The following is an 18,264-nucleotide window of genomic DNA, read 5'->3' as shown; positions in this document are numbered from 1 at the left end:
CAGACCTTAGGCATGGTCGGTTCAGAAACCGAAGAACTTGGCGACCTTCTTGGCGCCGTTGGCGATGCCCTTGCCGACCGCCTTGGCGCCGTCGGCGACCTTGCCACCCAGCCACACCGCACCGTCGGCGATCTTGTTCGGGACGTCGTACTTGGTCAGTAAGTAGGACGCCGCCGCACCGGCCAGGATGCCGGCGCCGACCGCCCAGCCGGCGCCGGGCACGGCGAGCGCGGTCAGCCCGGCGGCCACGGCGGCCTGGGTGCCGGCGCCGACCGCCGCACTGATCACCACAGAGCTGCCGGTCTTGACCACCGCGTGCGGGACGCTGTCGCCGGCCTTGATCGAGTTGTAGATGTCGTAGCCGGCGAACGCGAGGGTGGCCACGCCGCCGACCTTGGTCAGCCCCCGGCGGGCGAGCTCCTTGAGGTTGTCACCGCCGAACTTCGACTCCCGCAGGAACGGCAGCGCGTTCTTCACCGGGTGCTGGCCGGGCACGCCGGGCCGGTTGATGTGGTCGAACACCGACTGCGCCATGCCGCGCTGCAGCATCGTCGGCAGGTTCCCCAGCGGGCGCTTGAGCCGCTCCACCAGCGGGGTGCCCTTGGCGTGCGGGCTGGTCAGCGTCTTCAGCCGGTCGGAGAGGCCCTTGTACTGCTTGGCCAGCCGTTCTTCCTTGGCGGCGGTCTCCAGGTCACCCCGGGCACGGGCGCCCTTCGCGCGCTCGTCGTGGCGCTTGGCCGCGTCGCCGAAGGTGCCCTCGGCGCGCTTGTAGTTCTTCAGCCCGTTGGTGCCGACGCCGGCCAGGAAGCGGGGGTCGGTGAGGATTTCCGCAGGGCTCTTCTGCTTGTTCCCGTTGAGGTTGTTGCCGACATTGTCGTTGCCCTTGTTGTTGTTACCGGTGTTGTTGTTGCCCTTATTGTCGTTCCCCTGGTTGTTGTTTCCCCTGTTCCGGTTGCCGACGTTGTCGTTGCCCTTGTTGTCGCTGCCGACGTTGCGGTCACCGTGGTTGCGGTCGCCCGCGTTGTCATTGCCCCGGTTGTCGTCGCCGACGTTCCGGTCGCCGTGGTTGCGGTTCCCGATGTTGTCGTTGCCGACGTTGTCGTCCCCGGCGTTGTCGTTGCCCTTGTTCCGGTTGCCGACGTTGTTGTTGCCGTGGTTGTCGTCGCCGGCGTTGTTGTTCCCGACGTTGCGGTTCCCGGCGTTGTCGTTGCCCTTGTTGTCGTCACCGATGTTCCGGTTGCCCACGTTCCGGTTACCGACGTTGTCATTGCCGCGGTTCCGGTCACCGACGTTGTGGTTGCCCACGTTGCGGTTACCCACGTTGTAAGAGCCGTTGTTGTAGCTGCCTACGTTGTACGAACCCCGGTTGCCATCGCCCCGGTTGTAGTTGCCGACGTTGGCGTTCCCGATATTTCGGTCGCCGCGGTTGTCGTTGCCTCGGTTGCCGTTCCCGACATTCCGGTTGCCGACGTTCTCGTTACCCCGGTTGCTGTTGCCTCGGTTGCCGTTGCCCACGTTGTGGTTGCCGACGTTGCCGTTGCCGCGGTTGTAGCTGCCAACGTTCGCGTCACCGACGTTGTAGTTGCCTCGGTTGCCATTGCCGACGTTGTGGTTGCCGACGTTGTACGAACCGTGGTTGGCGTTCCCGACATTGTGCGAGCCGACGTTGCCCGAGCCGACGTTGTAGTCGCCGACGTTCCCGTTGCCGACGTTGCGGTTCCCCCGGTTGCCACTACCGACGTTGTACGAGCCGCGGTTCCCGTTGCCGACGTTGTGTGAGCCGACGTTGCCGTTGCCGCGGTTGTAGCTGCCGGTGTTCGCGTCGCCGATGTTGAACGAGCCGTGATTGCCGCTGCCTACGTTGTTCGAGCCGACATTGCCGTTGCCAATGTTTCGGCTTCCCCGGTTGCCGCTGCCGACGTTGTGCGAGCCCCGGTTCGCGTTGCCCTGGTTGTGGTCGCCGACGTTGGCGTTGCCAATGTTGTAGGAACCCTGGTTCGCGTTGCCCACGTTGTGCGAGCCGACGTTGGCGTTCCCGACGTTGTGGGAGCCACGGTTGTTGTTGCCGGTGTTGTAGGAGCCGTGGTTAGCGTTGCCGAGGTTGCGGTTGCCGACGTTTGCATCACCGATGTTGAGGTCGCCCTGGTTGGCGTTGCCGGTGTTCCCGTTGCCTCGGTTCGCGTTGCCTCGGTTGCCGTTTCCGGTGTTGGCGTTGCCGGTGTTGCCGCTGCCGACGTTCTGGTTGCCGGTGTTCGCGTTCCCGACGTTCTGGTTGCCGACGTTTCCGTTGCCTCGGTTGTGGTCGCCGAGGTTGTCGTCGCCGGCGTTGAAGAAGCCGGAGTTGTTGTTGCCGTTGTTCCCGTTGCCGTGGTTGTTCGCGCCGTTGTTGAACCAGTTGGACACCTGGGCGACCGGGCGCACCGGCGCGGTCTTCGGGTCGTCCTGGTCGGCGGTCCGGAGGGCGCTGGCGTCGGAACCTGAGTTGCTTGTTGCGCCTCTGGTGGGCTGGTCGGCGAGGGGCTTGCGGGTGGCGCCGTCGTAGACCACGTAGTCGGGCTCGGTGGAGGCGTCCGAGTGGGACGGGGTGACGCAGGCGCCGCCGCCGGTACAGTTGGCGGTGGCGTCGGAGCCGGTGCGGCGGTCGGAGACGGCGGTGTTCAGCGAGGTGGTCGCGGAGCGGGTCTGGGAGGTGCAGCCGGTCGCATCGGCGGGGCAGCCGCCTTCGGCGGTGGCGCGCGAGGTGCTGACCGGTTCGCCCTGGCCCACCGGCGCCGAACCCAGTCGCACGGTGCGCTGGTCGTCGCTCGGGGTGTCCGGGCTGGCGGTGATCTTGCCGTTGGGGGTGCCGAGCCGGTTGCCGACCTCGGTGGTCGAGTGGGAGGTGCAGCCGGTGGCGGAGCGGAGGTTGCAGGTGGACTCGCCGGTGCTGTCGCGGTAGGGGACGTCGCCGGAGGCGGAGCCGCCGGTCTGGCTGATCGAAGAAGCGTCGCAGCCGGTGGGGTTGGTGCAGTCGATCTGGCTGCCGGCCTGGCTGGAGGCGGAAACCTGGCGGGCCGGGGCTGGTGGGCCTCGGGTGCGGGTGGTGCCGTTGGCCGCCGGGTCCGGGGCGCCGGGGTGGCAGTCGACGCCGGCGCCGCAGGCAGTGAGCCGGCTGGCGCCAGTCTGGTCGTCGAGTCGGCCGGAATTGCCGCCGTGTCCGGTACCCGCGCCACCGCCACCGGAACCGGCCCCCACACCGGCCCCGGACCCACCGGATCCGCCCGTACCGGATCCGCCCGTACCGGGCCCGGCCGGTCCGACGCCGGCGGGCGATCCGCCGAGCCCGTCGTGGCTGCCGTAGTTGTGGCCACCCGAGAAGTCGCGGTAGGACCGGCCACCCAGCCACTGGGTCGGGTAGAGCTGGTCATCGGCGCGGGAGTGGGACTGGCTGGTGCAGCCGTCGGCGCTGGTGACCAGGCAGGAGTCCTGGCCGTGGGTCTCGCGGGTGGCGCCGGGCCGACCGGGCTCGGTGGGGGCGGTGGTGACGCTCGCGGCGGTGCTGGTGTGCGCGGCGCCGGAACAGCCGGTGACCCCGGCGCAGTCCACGGTGGCGCGGGCGGTGCCTTCGCCGCTGGCGTCGCCGTCCACGGTGCGCAACGCGGGGCCGCCGGGCTCGCCGAACCAGGCGCCCGGCTCGGTGCCGGGCTGGAAGTCCAGGCGCAGTGGGTTGTCGGCGCGGGCCTGGTCACCGGCGTGGCAGGAGCCGGCGGCGACCACGCAGTCGGACTTGGTCTCGCCGTGGCGCTTGGCGCCGGTGCCGCTGGCGGCGTCGGTGGTGGTGCGGGTGGAACCGGTGCCGGCGCAGCCGGCCTTGCCGCCGCAGTCCACGTCGGCGCCGGCGCGGGCCGAGGCCTCGGAGTTCACGTCGGCGGTGGCGAAGGTGGCGCACTCGCCGGTGTTGGACTCGCAGTGCGAACTGGCCCGCGCGGTCCGGCCACGTGGGTCCTGCCCGGCGTCCGGGGCGCCGCTCGTGCCGGAGCCCGGGGTGCCGGTGCGCGCGGTGCCGTTCGTGTCGGCGCCGTTCATGCTGGAGCCTGCGGTTTGGGACGCGACCGGTTGCCCATTCGGCCCGGTTTGTCCGCTGCCGGATGCGGCGGGTTGCCGGTCTGCTCCGGTCTGCCCGGCCCCGGCCCCGGCCCCGGCGGCGGCCAGCGGCTGGGGTGCGGTGCGGGTGCTGGTGCTGTCGGTGTCGCAGGCCCCGCCGCCGGCCTGGCAGTGCGCCTCGCCGACCCCGTCGGCGCCGGCGCTGGCCCACAAGCCGCAGTCGCCCTCGCATTTGCCGGTCGCGGTGGACACCTCGCGGCCACTCTGTCGGGCGGTGGAGCTGCCGGTGCAGCCCTTGGCCGCCTGGCACTCGCTGTAGGCGCCGGACCAGTCCGCCGTCGCGGTGGTCTCGCAGTAGGCGCCGGGCTTGCAGCCCGAGCTGGCGGTGTGGCCGCCGAAGGTGGCCGAGGTGGTGCAGCCGGCCCCGTCGATCGGGCACTTGCCGGATGCCGCCGTCGAGCCCGACCCGACGCTCACGTTGCAAGCCGACACCCCGGGCAGGCCCTGGCAGGACTCCTGCTGTCCGAAGCTGGTGCCCTCGCACCGGCTGAACGCGCCGCTCGAACCGCAGGCGACTCCGTTGCCGCCGGGGTCGCCGAGGGTGATGTCGTCATGCCCGGTGGCTTGACGGAGTTGGTCGGTGGCGGTGTTGACGTCGTCGCGGTACCGGTCGAACTCGGCGAGGTCCCGCCGGTACTGGCCGGACGCGATCGCGTTGTTGACCAGGCCCGGGATGTCGAACTTCCCGGCGGCGAGGTTCTTGCGCTGCGCGTCCCAGGCCGCGTCCAGGTCCTTGCCCCGCTTGTCCAGGGCGGCCTGCTGTGGGCCGAGCTGCTGCTGGCCGTCGATCACGTAGTCGATCAGCTGGGCGTTCTCCGGCGAGACCTTGGTCATTGAGGCGTCCGACGTGGTCTGCAGCTTCTTCTGCGCGGCGACCTTCTTGTCGTACTCGGCCTGGGTCAGCTTGCCGGCGTCCAGTTGCTTCTTCGCGTCATCCAGCCCCCGCTGCCCGTTGATCACCGCGAGCCGGTCGTTCAAGGCCTGGTCGTTGGCCTGTTGCGCGGCGCGCTGGGCTTCCGGGTCGAACGCGGTGAGCTGGTAGGTCTGGTCCTCGGTACTGGAATAGGTGGTGCGGTTGGCGGTGGTCTGCGCCGGTGGGCCGCGGGTCCCGGTGCCGCCGGTCAGCATCGTGCGCGCCTGCTCGGTGGCGGGGCCGCAACGCTCGCCCTTCACGCAGCCCGGCGCGGTGCCGGTGTTCTCCAGGAACAACCCCTTGGCGTTCCCGGCACCTTTCTTGCCGATCTCGTCCAGCCGCTCGCCGACCTGCCGCAGCGCAGGGTCCACCTGCCGCTGCGCGGTGTCGCGGATCCGGTCCACGTCCGGCAACGAGCCGCGTTCCCCGCCGGCCAGCCGGGTGCCCACCCGCAGCGCCCGCGTCACGTCATCGGCGACACCGGACAGCGCCTCGTGGGTGGCCTCCCCCGCCCGCTTGCCGGCCACCGTGCCGACGACCCCAGACACCAGATCGGCCCCGCCGTCCAGCAGCGTCCGCACGTCCTGCCCCGGCGCCTTGCGCCCCGGCGAGGCCTGGCCGGCCTGGTTGCCGCGCGCGTCGGCTCGGGTCAGCGCGAACCCGGGCAGATCCTCGTCGGTCGGCGCGGTCGCGGCCCGGATGGCCCGGCGCATGTTGCCGTCGGCGAATGCCTCGTCGACCCGGGCACCGGTCGGACGCGCATCCGCGACCCGCCGACCGGCTACCGTCACCACGGGCCCGGTCGGGGCCTCTTCGGCCGCTCCCCCGGTTTGGCGGCGCGCGGCCAGGGCGAAAACCGGTGTGGCTGGCACGTCGTCGGCCGTCTCGCCCGGCTTGCGGCGGGTTACCGGCGTGCTCGGCACGTCGTCGGTCCCCTGGCCGGGCTGGCGGCGCGTGGTGACCGGCGTGACCGGCTGGTCCACGGGCGCCTGCTGGCCGGTCGGCCGTTCGCCCGGCGCCCGTGCGGTCACCGGGGTTTCCGGCTCCTCCTGGACCACCGGCGCCGCGGTCAGCCGCTGTGCCGCTGCCCGGGTGGTGACCGGCGTTTCCGGCGTTTTCTGGACCGTCGAATTAACCGTTTCCGGAGTCGGTTTCCCGGACTTGGCGGCCATTTCGTCAGCGGTTTGTTGGTACTGGGTCGACCCGGTGATCCGCTTGGCCGAGCCGCCCGAGTTGTTCACCTGGGACGGCTTTGCCGCCGACGCACTACCGACCGCAGCCTGTTGCACAGCGTAGTCACCGGACGGGTCGGCACCGGCATCCCCGGGCCCGCCCTGGGCCGGCGAAACGGCCACCACCGGCACCACGACCGGAGCTTCGGCCGAACCGGACGTGCCCGCGAAGCCGACCACCAGCAGGACAAAGCCACTGGCCAACAGCAAGAAGGTCGCGGGTGCGGCGAGCACACCGGTGCGCATGCACCGGATCAGCCCATCCGAGACCACGGACCTCATCGCGAGCCACCTTCAGCATGATTACGCGCAGCAAGGAAACATCACGCTCAGCTCAAGGCCGGATGATCCCCAGCGCGGCGAGTAATCACGCGATGGGTCGTCTACTAGGACGCATCCGCTTCATTCCCATACCACCGTGGTGGCGCCAAGCAAGAACGAAGTTAGCTAGCCGAAGTGGTCTGCCGACGGCTCGTCGGTGAACGATTGGTGAAGCAACGTTAAGCGCTTTGCGGGTTAATGAAACGCGCAACTACTAACCGGCGCCGACAGTGGTGGAGTCGACCACTACGAAGGACTGGTAGTGGTCGCCGGTGTAGTAGACCTCCTGGGAGCTGCCGGTCACCAACCGGCGCGCGCCGCGGTCCCGGGAGCCCGGCGTGGGCACCGTGTACTCACGGTAGTAACCCTGGTTCTGTCGGGGCAGCAGCCGCTCCGCGTTGTTGAACGTGCTGCCGTCCTTCGGGTACTGCAACCGGGCGCCGCTCTTGATCTTCTGCCAGACCGTGGCGGCCTCTTTCGGCAGGGCGCACAGCGCGCGCACCGGCAGCCCGGACGCCTTCGCCCCGGGCGCGTCCGGTTTCGGCGCCGGGCAGCTGGCCGGCGCGGCACCGAGGGAGGCGTCGGTTGCCGAGCCCTGTGCCGGAGCCGGGCTCGAGGCGGACGCGCACCCACCGAGCAGGGCGACCAGCATGGTCAGCAGTAGCGCCCACCGGGTACCTCGCGATGTGCGCATGTGGTCCTCTCCCTATGTGGCGACTCGGCATTGCGCCACATTGTGGTGCCAACGACCTTGCCATGCTCAGGCGGTCAGCACCTTCGCGGCGGGGGCCGGCCGGGTCACGGCGGTGAGCACCAGCGCCACCGCGGTCGCGGCGGCGGCCACCAGCACGCACAGGATGAAGCCCCCGCCGAGCGCGTGCGCCGTACCGAGCAGCGGGCCGAACGCGGCGACGCCGATCGCGGCGCCGATCTGCCGGGAGGTGTTGAACGCGGCGGACGCGGCGCCGTGCAGCGCGGGTTCGACGGCGGCCATCGACTGCGAGGTCATCGTCGGCACCAACAGACCCGAGCTGAACCCGGCCGGCACCAGCGCGAGCACCAACGGCCACAGCGCCGGCGAAGTGCTCGCCCACGCCACCGCAAGCAGGGTCACCGCCAGCATCGTCTGACCGATCGCCAGCACCGCCCGGCGGCCGACGCGCTGCGCGAGTGGCGCCGCGGTCAACGTGCCGACCGAGATCAGTCCGGTCAGCGGCAGGAACAGCAGACCGCTGGTCAATGCGTCCAGCCCCCGGCCCTGTTGCAGCATCAGGCTCATAGCGAACAGCAGGCCGTAGAAGGTGAAGTTGAACAGCGCCCCCTGCGCGGCGGCACTCACGAAGTGGCGGTCCGCGTAGACGCCCACCGGGAGCAGGGGCGCGTTGCCCGCGCGTTCGGCCACCACGAACCCGATCAACCCGGCGATGGCCAGCGCGGCGGCGGTGAGCACCGCCGGGCTGTGCCACCCCCGGGCCGGCGCCTCGATGAGCGCGAACACCAGACCGCCGATCAACACGGTCGCCGTGCCCATCCCGGCGATGTCCAACCGGCGGACCCCCCTCGGCAGCACGGGAATCGAGCGCAGGCTCCACACGAGGGCCGGGATGCCGATCACCACGTTGACCGCGAACACCGCCCGCCAGTCCGCGAGCGCGACCAGCGCCCCGCCGAGCAACGGCCCGGCGGCCATGCCCACTCCCCCGGCGGCGGCCCACCAGCCCACCATTCGGTGCCGCGCGCGCTCGTCGGCGGCGGTCGCGGTGGCCAACACCAGGGCGCTGGGCAGCAACAGTGCGGCGCCGGCACCCTGAACCAGCCGCGCGAGGTTGAGCACCAGCATCGAACCGGCCACCGCGCAGACCGCCGAGGAGGCGGTGAAGATCGTCAACCCGGTGCTGAAGGCCCGCTTCGCGCCGAGGGTGTCGGTGATCGCGCCGGCGCCGAGCATCACCGCCGCGAAGGAGAGCGTGTACGCGTTGATCGCCCATTCCAGCTCCGGGCGGGACGCGTGCAGGTGCGTGGCGAGCTGTGCGAGCGTCAGGTTCACGATCGTGCCGTCCACGAAGACCATGAAGGACGCGATCAACGCGAGCGCCACCACGCCCCGCCGGTGTTCGATAGTCATGGAACTACTTTAGCGAGGATTTCGATATCCATCGAACACGTTTACCCTTGGTGTCATGACCTCGACGAAGCCGCCCGCGCAGCTAGAGGTGATCACCGTGCTGCGCGCGCTCGCCGACCCGGTGCGCCTGGACCTGGTCCGTCAACTGGCGAGCTCGGCCGCACCCATCGCCTGCGGCCGTTTCGACACCCGGGTAGCCAAGAACACCCTCAGCCACCACTTCAAGACCCTCCGCGAAGCCGGCGTGATCGCCACCCACCGCGAGTCCGGCCTGGCCCTCAACGTGCTCCGCGAAGAGGAGCTCGACGCCGCCTTCCCTGGCTTGCTGAAGGCGATCCTGCCGGCGTCATGACGACGAACCGCGCCTACCTGGTGTGGCGGTCGATGAAGTCGAGAATGGCCTTGTTGCTGTCTGGCGCGCTGCGTTCGAGGTTGAGATTGTGTCCCGCGCCGGGAATGACTTTGGCTTCGACCACGGCGTGCGGTCCGAAGTAGGGGCGCTCGTAGTTGGCTAGCGCGGCGCTCGAGGAGCAGTCGGCGGCCACCGGTCCCTTGCAGAAGAACGCGTCTTGGTCGCCGTTGATGGTGAAGGTCGGCACGTTGATCCGCTTCGAGGGGCTGGCCGCGGCGTTCTTGGTCGCACTGGTGCCGAGGTAGGAAGACCCGGTTCCCAGTTCGACGTCGTTGAAGGTTTGCTTCAGTTTCTCGTCCAGGGCAATGACCTTGGGGTCGCTGTTCGGCGGGTAGTAGAAGTCGCCGCGGGTCCCGGCCCGGGTGGTCTGATACCCGGGGTCATAGCCTTGGCCGGTGAACTTCGGGTCCAGGATCGCGGGGATCGCATTGAGCCGGATCTTGCGAACGACGTTCATCACGTCGGCCCCGTGGGCCGCACCGGTGAACACCACCGCGTCCACGTCCTGATAGGTGCCGGCCTCCTGGTAGGCGATCACCGAGCCGAGGCTATGCCCGATCAGTACGACCTTGTCGAAGCGCCCGCCCAGATCGCCTCGGCGCACGGCCTGGATCACCTGGTGCACGGCGCTGGTGTTGTTGTCGTAGTTGACCAGCGGGCTGACCGGGTGCCAGGACTTGCCGATGCCGAGCCGGTCGATGGCCAACGTCGCGTAGCCACGCTCGTTCGCTTCCTTGGGGTAGGAGTACCGCTCGGGCTCGTAGGGCAGGTCCCAGTAGTACCGGCCGTAGCTGAGTCCGTGCACCAATACCTGGATCTTCGTCGCGTTGCGCGGGCGGCACAGCGTCCCGGCAATCGGGCCACTCTGTCCCGTGATCGTGATCGGCACACTCACGTCCCGACAGCTGCCTTCTTCGGCCCGCGCGGAACTCGTCGTCACCGTACTCACGAGTAGGGCACCGGCGATTACCAGCAGGGAGCTTCGCCTGATCCTTCGAGCCCCATAACCCGCAGCCATGGACGAGTCCCCTCCCGACGAAATGGTTGCTAGTTCAACGAGAGCACTCCCGACTCCGACTCGGACAATAGGGCCACTCTTTTGGGTCGAGCCTCCCCGCGAGTCAGCACTCTCAACCGGTGTTCGGGCTACTGGTCGCGTCCGACCCTTGATGCGCGCTCTCGGTGGGCGCTGACCTTGTGGCGGTTCAGACATGTCGACGAGCAGAAGCGGCGCCGGCCCGCCGGCGAGTTGTCGGCGTACACGTCGACGCACCTCGACGCCTGGCAGGTGCCGAGCCGGGCCGCGTCGTGGTCCACCAACCAGGTCAGCAGGCAGGTGGCCAGAGCCGCGGGGAGGACGTCACCCGGTGCGGCGACCGTCCAGCGCAGGCCTGAGTTGGTGACTTCTGGCACCGGGCGGACCGAGCGCAGCTGCCGGTTCAGTTCGTCGAGACCGCTGCCGTCGCGAGCCGAGGAGAAGACGGCGAAGATCGCATTCGCCGTCGCGACAAGATCGCCAGGCGGAGGAATCGGCACCTCCGAGGACCAGTCGAGCAGAGCGGCGGCATCGGGATAGGACGCCCGCTGTTCGCCGGCGACCTCGCGTGGTCGGTCGGCGTACTCGTTCACGAACTCGACCACGTTGCTCAGGTCGAGTTCCGGGACGGCCAGCACGCATACCACTGTAACCCTAAGAGTGACGTTAGAAGGTTACCAAATCGGTAACCTCATGAACTATGTCTATAGGTTACGGACTGGTGGATCTCGGTGTACTCCCCGGCTTCATCGCTGCCGTTGTCGTACTCCTGTTGGCCCCCGGACCCGACATGGCCTTCATGGTTGCCACGCGTATCCGTGACGGCCGGCGCGGTGCGACCCGTGCGGCCCTGGGGATCACCGCGGGCGTCAGCGTCTACGTGATCCTCACCGCCCTCGGCCTCGGCGTGTTCCTGGCGAGGGTCCCGGAGCTCGTACCGGTGATCCGGCTCGGCGGTGCGGTGTACCTCGAGTACCTCGCCTGGGTGACCTGGAGAGCCAGCGGCACGTCATCCGAGGCACCCACCATCGGGGCGACGGGTACGTTCCGGCGTGGGTTCATCGTGAACATCTCGAACCCCAAGATCATGCTCTTCTTCACCGCGTTCCTGCCGCAGTTCCTCGGCGACGGCACGCGGCACCCGGTCCTCCAACTGCTGATGCTGGGCCTGGTTCTTCAGCTGTTGGGACTCCTCGCCGATCTGGCGATCGGGTACGCCACCGGCGCGGTGCGCGATCGGGTGCTGGGCGGCTCGCGGATCCGGACGCTCCTCGAGCGGCTCGCGGCGGGCGCCTACGGCGCACTGGCCGCTGCCCTGCTCGTCGACGCCGCTCGGTGAGGCGGCCGGCGTTCAGGCGGTGGTGCGGGGCAGGCGAAGTTCCGCGTAGTCGGAGCGGAGTTGATCGACCGCCGCGATGGCCCGGTGGATGCCGTGGTTGCCCGCGCGCTCGGTGACGGCTGGATGGGTACGGAGCTCCCCCAGCGCCAGACCGAGCGCGCCGAAGCTGCCGGCGTCGAACTCCGCCCGTTCCAGGTCCGCGCCGAGCCAGCTGAGGTAGTCCCCCAGCCCCGGCTCGGCCTCGTCCGCGCTCTCCGCCGGCTCGATGCCGATCCGCTCGGCCTGTTCCAGCAGAGTGCTGATCACGCCGGCGATTCGGTCGTGCTGCGCGGCGATCCAGGTCTGTCTGGCCGGCCGGGCCCGGCGGGCCGCCCGCCGGGCCCGGGTGGCGTGTACGTCCGCGCCGCGCTGCGCCCGGGTGCTGCGCGACCAGCGGTGCAGCGGGTCGGTGCTGCCGTCCCCGGTGGCGGGTCCGTGTACCGCCGCGCGAGACTCGGCGTGGTCGGCCAGCACCGCGTCCAGCCGGTCCAGGTAGTCGCGCATGCCCTGCCGGCTGCCGATGCCGAGGTACTGCCCCACCTCGCGCAGTGACAATCCGAGCCGCAGCGCCCGGTGCAGCAGCTCGGCCTCGCGGCGCCGCTCGTCCCACTCCACCCATGCGGACAGCACCAGCTCGTCCCACACGTCCCGCGCGGCGAGCGCGTACGGTAGCTGGGCCTGCCTGCGGCGCAGGTACTCGAGCACGTCCCGGGCCTCGGTCCCCGCCTCTGACCAGCGGGAATCGTCGGACTGGCGGTGCCGGGCAGCGATCCGGGCCAGGGCGGCGTCGCGCTCCTGGTCGCCGATCGGTGGGTAGGTCGCCACGGGTGCACGATAGGCCCGGCAGGGTGCGTCAGTACAGGACTGACGGCATTTGCCGCTCCCCGGCGAGTCGGGGAACCCGTCCGCGAAATCTCGCGGTTTCCGGCCCCCTATAACACCTGCCGAGGCCTTCCTGGAGCCGACGATACTGCATTGACGCATCGCGTCAACGCACCGGTAGGAGTCGCCGAGCGCGTGTCGTCCGCACTCAAATAAGCTGTGCACCCGAGGCTGGACCCGCGTCACCACTGTCGTATGACATCTCATATGATGGTTTATCAGAACGTGCATAGCTGGGCTAATGGGTCTGGTCAGCAGCATCCGCCGGAATGAGCAGGGGGTGAATCGCCTGATGTGGTGGCCGCCGACGCCTCGGCCGCACCAGGTTCGCCGCCCACTGCAGCCGCTGGCTTCCCGGCCTTTCCGTAGCTCAGAAGCCGGAGGAACGCGACCTGATCTGACCGATGAGAGTGCTTCGCCTGCGGCGCTTCAGCGCGCCCGGAATCGGTCGACTCTCCCCTCGGGTGGCACCCCGGCGGGACGTGCGCAACGGACCCTCGGAGGGCGTTCCCGAGCACCTCGACCGGCCTTGAAACTGCCTGCTTGCGGTGGCACCGGTGACCAGAGAGAGCGGTGTGTTCGAACCGTTTCCGCGTCAAACTTCCACCACCTACTCCCCCACTTCTTGCGGCCAATTGGATGGTCTTCGGCGGCCCTTGACGCCTCACCCGGATCGCCACGGTTCACTGCAGGTGGCGCCGCGAGCTACCCTCTCACGCATCCCATGATGTTACTATATCTGCTGGTAGAGACCATATTAAATTATCATATGAACTATCAGCAGACAGCACATCACCAGAGCATGGAGGCAAGTGATACTGCAACGTGTGTGTCGGCACGCCAGCGTATTCCGATGCGTATGCAGGTTGTGACAGTGAAGCGCCGATTGCCGAGGAGTCTTAAGCAGAAACGGACTATCTATCTGCATCTGGCACACAGTGATGCACACCGGACTGCAACGCAGCGTGGACAGAGACAGGCAATGCGATGAAGATGTCATCGCTTGAGGCTGAAGAAGCTGCACCGCACAACGGCGTGTCATCACCTGCTGGAGCAGACCCTGCGTTAGATTGCATCGGACATGAGCTAGAGTCGTTGCTCGTCGAAGAGAACAAAGCTGTCCTCGCGGCTGGTAGCACATCTGCTCATGAAGATGTGTGTCAATCCGTGACATCACCTGCGGACAGAGGTTATGTCACATCTAACGAGCCAGCGGGGGAGCCTGATGATGATGCGGCTGATGGATAGGAAGGAATCGCCGATGGCAGCGAAGACTGATCCGCAGCTGTCTGCTCTGCGTCGGGTTGTGCTGGTGGCTAATCAGAAGGGTGGGGTGGGAAAGACCTCGATCACTACCGCGCTCGCTTCGCTCATCGCGGACGACACACACCGGGTTCTGGTGGTCGACGCCGACCCGCAGGGCAACGCGACCGGCAGCGACCTCGGCGTGGTGGGGGACCGGGGCCGCAGCCTGATGATGGCGCTGCAGTACGCCGAGCCGCTGCAGGTGCAGCAGGACGTCCGGCCGGGGCTGGACCTGGTGTGCGGCGGGCCGTTCCTGGCTCAGGTCGGCGCGCTCACCGCGACCGCCGCGCAGACCGGACTGGACCTGGTGGCCAACCTGCGCAAGACCCTCGCCGACGTCTGCGCGGAGGGCGGCTACACGCTGGTACTGATCGACTCCGGCCCCGGTGACGCGCCGCTGTTGGACGCGCTGCTGCGCACCGCCCGGTACCTGATCGTGCCGACCAAGGACGACGACGCCTCGTTGGAGGGCGTCGAGCTGCTGGCCCGCCGCTACCTGATGGCCAAGGAGCGGGACGGCGCGATGCTGCAGCTGCTCGGCGTGGTGCTGTTCGACGCGAACCCGCGCGCCACCGCCCGCAACGGCCAGGTGCTCGAGGACCTGGACAGCATGCTGGAGGGATCCGGCGCCACCTGCTTCAAGACCATGATCCGCAGCGACCGGGCGGCCGCGCTGGACCTGCGGGCCGCGCACCTCACCCCGGTGGAGCTGGTCGAGGCCACCGCGAGCGCCAGCAAGGCCCGGCTGGCCCGACTCAGCCGCGCCGGCCGGCACCGCGCCGAGCCGGATGAGGTGGAGCAGCGCCTGTGGTCCCGTGACCCGGTTCCGCTGGCGAGCGACTATCAGGCGCTCGCGCGGGAACTGCTGGGGAGGGTCGCCGCGAACGAGAGAGCCGCGTCCGCATGAGCGGCAAGAGACGCCGTCAGGTATTCGACCCGAACCGGCTCGGGGACATCGACGACCTGCTCCCTCCGCCGGTGGCCGATCCACCGCCACGTGCCCCGGAGCCGGAGCCCGAACCGGAGCCCGAACCGGAGCCCGAACCGGTCCGGGTCGAGGCTCCGGTCACCCCGTCGGCGCGCCTGGCTCCGGAGGCGGAGCGGCGGCCGAGCCCGGCGCCGAGGGAGACCGTCCCGGCCCGCCAACCCAAGGGCCAGGGCGGCCGTCCGCCGGCCCGCTCCACCGCCGAGCGGATGGCCGTGGAGCAGGGGAGCGGCGCCAGGGTCGCGGTCGCGGTGCGCATCCCGCCCACGCTGTACAACGACGTGAACCGGGACCTGCTGTCCAGCCCGGAGCGCCCGTCCTACGGCCAGCTCGTGCTCTGGACCTGCGAGGACTACCCGGACGACGTGGTCGCCGGCGTCCGCGATGCCCGGCCCCGGCCGGGGGCCCGGCGCCCGCGCGGGCACACGCTGGCCTCGGAGGGCGTGCAGATCACCCTGCGCATGACCACCGAGGAGCGGGACTTCCTGGACGGCATCGCCGACCAGGCCAGGCCCACCCCGGCGGCCAAGGCGGTGACCCGCACCGAGGTGGCCACCGCCGCCCTCCGCCTGGCCCTGGCCCGCCCACCCGAGTAGGCGAAGGAACTACACCGAGCGGACGCTCGGCCACGCCACCCTACCCGCGCTGGTTCGGTCACTTCAGCATGTTGGTTCGGTCGGTTCTGTCGGCTCGAGCCCGAACGCGGCGAACACCGCCGGGTCCTGGAACACCACGTTGTGCGCGATCCCGTGGGCGGTCACGGTCAGTACCTGCAGCGTGTGCAGTTGAAGCACCCCGGAGGGGGACGGGCAGTAGGCGGCCAGCGCCGGCTGCCCGTTCGCCGATGTCACGCGCATCCGCCAACCGGTGCCGCGCATGTCGAACACCCGGGTGATGAACGCGCCGTAGTCCGCGCGGCCGGAGTACCAGAGCGGCACTGGCGGCATCTCCAGCACCACGTCCTCGGTGAGCAGCGATACCAGCGTCGGGACGTCGGCCGCCTCGAACGCCCGCACGTAGCGCTCGACCGTCGCCCGCACGGCGGGGTCGTCCGGCTCGAGGACGCTCTCCTCACGAACCGAGGCGAGCGTCGCCCGGGCCCGCTGCAGCGCGCTGTTCACCGAGGCGGTGGAGGTGTCCAACTGGGCCGCCACCTCGGCGGCCCGGAACGCCAGCACGTCGCGCAGCAGCAACACCGCGCGCTGCCGGGCCGGCAGCAACTGCATGGCCGCGACCAGCGCCAACCGCACGCCGTCCCGTTCGGCCGCCCGAACCGACGGGTCCGGCGGCAGGTACCGGTCCGGCAGCGGCTGCAGCCAGGGGGTCTCGAAGTCCGGCACCAGCGAGGAGTGCGGGTCGTCGCTCGCCGCGCCGAGCCCGGCCGGCAACGGCCGGCGGGCCTTGCCCTCCAGCGCGGTGAGGCAGGCGTTGGTGGCGATGCGGTACAGCCAGGTGCGCAACGAAGCCCGTGAGGCGTCGAACCGCTCGCGCGCCTGCCAAGCCTTGGTGAGTGTCTCCTGCAGGACCTCTTCCGCGTCGTGCACCGAACCCAGCATCCGGTAGCAGTGCACCGCCAACTCGCGCCGGAACGGCGCGGTGGCCGCGTCGAATTCGGTGCCGATCTCGGGCATTCCGGAACCGTAGCGATGAGTTTCCGGGAGCCCGCCGGTATGTACCTCCGACTACGAACCAAGGAGGAGACATGAACCGCGTCATCGTGATCGAGTTCAGCACCCTGGACGGCATCGTCGAGGACCCGGACGGCTCGGCCGGCACGCCCGGCGGCGGATGGGCGTTCCGGCACGGCCCGGAGGCGGTGGCCGGGGACAAGTTCAAACTGGGCGCCAGCCTGGACGAAGGCGTGCTGCTGCTCGGCCGGACGACCTGGGAACTGTTCGCCAAGATCTGGCCCGGCCGGACCGACGAGTTCTCCACCAGGATGAACAACGCCACCAAGCTGGTGGCTTCCCGCACGCTCGGCGACGTCGGCGCGTGGCCGAACTCCACGCTGATCCCCCGCGAGCTCACCGACGAGGTGCGCCACCAGCGCAACGACCGGGACGTGATCGTCATCGGCAGCATCGGCATCGCGCACACCTTGATGGCGGACGACCTGGTCGACGAGTACCGCCTGCTGGTCTTCCCCACGGTGCTCGGCACCGGGCGGCGGCTGTTCACCGCGGCCGTGCCCGACCTGAGGCTGGTGTCGGCCGAGCAGGTCGGCGCTGCCGCGCTGCTGCGCTACGAACGGGCCCTATAAGGAGTTCTTCCTACGGGGAACTACAGGAGGCCTCGGAAACCCCGGGTTGACCTGGGGTTACATCGAGGGTCCGCGACACGGATATGCGCGCGAAGCTACAGAAGTATGCGCGCAGGTGGCCCGATCCAGTGACAAAGCTATGCGTACTGGGCACCAAACCAATGCGTACGACCCCGGCGAAGTGGACAGACCTATGCGTGGACTGCCCGGCGACCGTTCCCACCGGTACAGAAATATGCGTGCACAACTCCCTCCGGATACAGAGATATGCGTGGACGACTCGCCGTGACACACCCGCTTTCACCTGCGAGAACGATCCTGTGGCACCCTCTGCGGCATGACCGGGAAGGGGAGGCCCCGCCGCGACGAGATGGAGCTGGTTCGCGCGGCGGCCGAGCTGTGGGAACAGGACGAACCCGAGCTGAGCTACCTCGCCCGGCTCTGGTGTCAAACCAGCCTGCCCTACCGAGATCCGGGTGACGTCTCGGCGTGGGGCCGGCGCAACGGCGCGCTGTCCCTGGTCGTGCAGCCCGGCATGACGATCGGCCCGGACGGGCATCCGCGCTCCATCGGCTTCCCGTACGGCACGCTGCCCCGGCTGCTGCTCACCTGGCTGTCCACCGAGGCGGTGCGCACCCGCGAGCCGGTGCTGATGCTCGGCGACAGTCTCTCCGCGTTCATGCGCAACCTCGGCCTGGTGCCCACCGGCGGCCGCAACGGCACCATCACCCGGCTGAAGAAGCAGATGGAGCGGCTGTTCCTGGCCAGCCTCACGGTGCGCTGGGACGGCACCACCGACCGGCAGGCCGGTGGCCGGCTGAACGTGGCCAGCAGCTACGACCTGTGGTGGTCGGAGAAGAGCCCGGACGAGCCGACGCTGATGCCGTCCACCGTGCAGTTGTCCGGGGAGTTCTTCCGCGAGGTCACCGAGCACCCGGTGCCCCTGGACCTGAACGCGCTGCGGGCGCTGCGCGGGTCGGCCCTGCGGTTGGACATCTACGCATTTCTCTGTCACCGCATGTCCTACCTGCGCCGGCCGACCACCATCCCGTGGGAGGCGCTGCGCGGCCAGTTCGGCTCGACGCTGGGCGAGGACAAGAACGGCCGGGCACGGTTCAAGCAGGAGTTCGAGCGGAACCTGCGCGAGGTGCTGGTGGTCTACCGCGAGGCCCAGGTGACCTCCTCCCGAGCCGGCCTCGAGCTGCGGCCCAGCCCGACACACGTGCCGCTCAAGGGCCTGCTCGCCGCCACCAAGGAACTGCGCGAGTAAGC

Annotated in this window: 13 protein-coding genes; 6 read left to right on the top strand and 7 right to left on the bottom strand. The window is 69.4% G+C overall.

Going from position 1 to position 18,264, the window contains the following annotated elements:
* Positions 1–21: 21 nt before the first annotated feature.
* The 3 genes from ABEB12_RS39325 to ABEB12_RS39315 all read right to left on the bottom strand — a co-directional run bounded on the left by ABEB12_RS39325 (position 22) and on the right by ABEB12_RS39315 (position 8,734).
* Entirely contained in the window at positions 22–6,570 is a 6,549-nt protein-coding gene (locus tag ABEB12_RS39325; RefSeq protein WP_185063205.1) for a hypothetical protein, read from the bottom strand.
* 253 nt (positions 6,571–6,823) lie between these two features.
* Positions 6,824–7,303 carry a guanyl-specific ribonuclease gene (locus ABEB12_RS39320; protein ID WP_345703533.1) on the bottom strand — a complete coding sequence of 160 codons (480 nt, stop codon included), beginning with the start codon at positions 7,301–7,303 and terminating at the stop codon, positions 6,824–6,826.
* Positions 7,304–7,369: 66 nt separating this feature from the next.
* Positions 7,370–8,734: an MFS transporter gene (locus tag ABEB12_RS39315; protein ID WP_185063206.1), complete on the bottom strand. Its 1,365-nt coding sequence runs from the start codon at positions 8,732–8,734 to the stop codon at positions 7,370–7,372.
* Between the two features lie 55 nt (positions 8,735–8,789).
* Between ABEB12_RS39315 and ABEB12_RS39310 the strand changes: the two genes are divergently transcribed.
* On the top strand, positions 8,790–9,086 hold the full coding sequence (locus tag ABEB12_RS39310) for a helix-turn-helix domain-containing protein (protein ID WP_185063207.1): 297 nt from the start codon (positions 8,790–8,792) through the stop codon (positions 9,084–9,086).
* Positions 9,087–9,099: 13 nt separating this feature from the next.
* On the opposite strand, the gene ABEB12_RS39305 is transcribed toward ABEB12_RS39310, so the two are convergent.
* Positions 9,100–10,041 (bottom strand): alpha/beta fold hydrolase, encoded by a 942-nt coding sequence (locus ABEB12_RS39305; protein WP_185063208.1) that lies wholly within the window; start codon positions 10,039–10,041, stop codon positions 9,100–9,102.
* A gap of 251 nt (positions 10,042–10,292) precedes the next feature.
* Complete coding sequence (locus ABEB12_RS39300; RefSeq protein WP_185063209.1) at positions 10,293–10,820, bottom strand: CGNR zinc finger domain-containing protein; 528 nt, start codon at positions 10,818–10,820, stop codon at positions 10,293–10,295.
* Positions 10,821–10,903: 83 nt separating this feature from the next.
* On the opposite strand from ABEB12_RS39300, the gene ABEB12_RS39295 reads away from it, so the two are divergent.
* Positions 10,904–11,521 carry a LysE family transporter gene (locus ABEB12_RS39295; RefSeq protein WP_185063210.1) on the top strand — a complete coding sequence of 206 codons (618 nt, stop codon included), beginning with the start codon at positions 10,904–10,906 and terminating at the stop codon, positions 11,519–11,521.
* Between the two features lie 12 nt (positions 11,522–11,533).
* Here the strand turns inward: ABEB12_RS39295 and ABEB12_RS39290 are convergent, their stop codons facing one another.
* The gene (locus ABEB12_RS39290; protein WP_185063211.1) at positions 11,534–12,385 is read right to left on the bottom strand and encodes a hypothetical protein; all 852 of its coding nucleotides are present in this window, start codon (positions 12,383–12,385) and stop codon (positions 11,534–11,536) included.
* A 1,249-nt stretch (positions 12,386–13,634) separates the two neighbouring features.
* Here ABEB12_RS39290 and ABEB12_RS39285 point away from each other — a divergent pair.
* Positions 13,635–14,654, top strand: a complete 1,020-nt coding sequence (locus ABEB12_RS39285; RefSeq protein WP_345703532.1) for a ParA family protein — start codon at positions 13,635–13,637, stop codon at positions 14,652–14,654.
* Positions 14,651–15,328: a hypothetical protein gene (locus tag ABEB12_RS39280; RefSeq protein ID WP_185063213.1), complete on the top strand. Its 678-nt coding sequence runs from the start codon at positions 14,651–14,653 to the stop codon at positions 15,326–15,328. Before ABEB12_RS39285 ends, ABEB12_RS39280 begins: the two co-directional genes overlap by 4 nt.
* A 63-nt stretch (positions 15,329–15,391) precedes the next feature.
* On the opposite strand, the gene ABEB12_RS39275 is transcribed toward ABEB12_RS39280, so the two are convergent.
* Entirely contained in the window at positions 15,392–16,363 is a 972-nt protein-coding gene (locus ABEB12_RS39275) for an RNA polymerase subunit sigma-70 (protein ID WP_185063214.1), read from the bottom strand.
* A 71-nt stretch (positions 16,364–16,434) separates the two neighbouring features.
* Here ABEB12_RS39275 and ABEB12_RS39270 point away from each other — a divergent pair, with 71 nt between their 5' ends.
* Together ABEB12_RS39270 and ABEB12_RS39265 are read left to right on the top strand one after the other, a co-directional pair.
* Positions 16,435–16,992, top strand: coding sequence for a dihydrofolate reductase family protein (locus ABEB12_RS39270; RefSeq protein ID WP_185063215.1), 558 nt, complete (start codon positions 16,435–16,437; stop codon positions 16,990–16,992).
* A 337-nt stretch (positions 16,993–17,329) separates the two neighbouring features.
* Positions 17,330–18,262 (top strand): replication protein RepA, encoded by a 933-nt coding sequence (locus ABEB12_RS39265; RefSeq protein WP_185063216.1) that lies wholly within the window; start codon positions 17,330–17,332, stop codon positions 18,260–18,262.
* Positions 18,263–18,264: the final 2 nt, after the last annotated feature.

It is taken from the genome of Actinospineispora eucalypti, from assembly GCF_039543365.1.
In the GTDB taxonomy this organism is placed as follows: Bacteria; Actinomycetota; Actinomycetes; order Mycobacteriales; family Pseudonocardiaceae; genus Pseudonocardia; species Pseudonocardia eucalypti.
The sequence above is the reverse complement of the archived record's forward strand: the minus strand, read 5'-3'. Positions and strand labels throughout refer to the sequence as shown.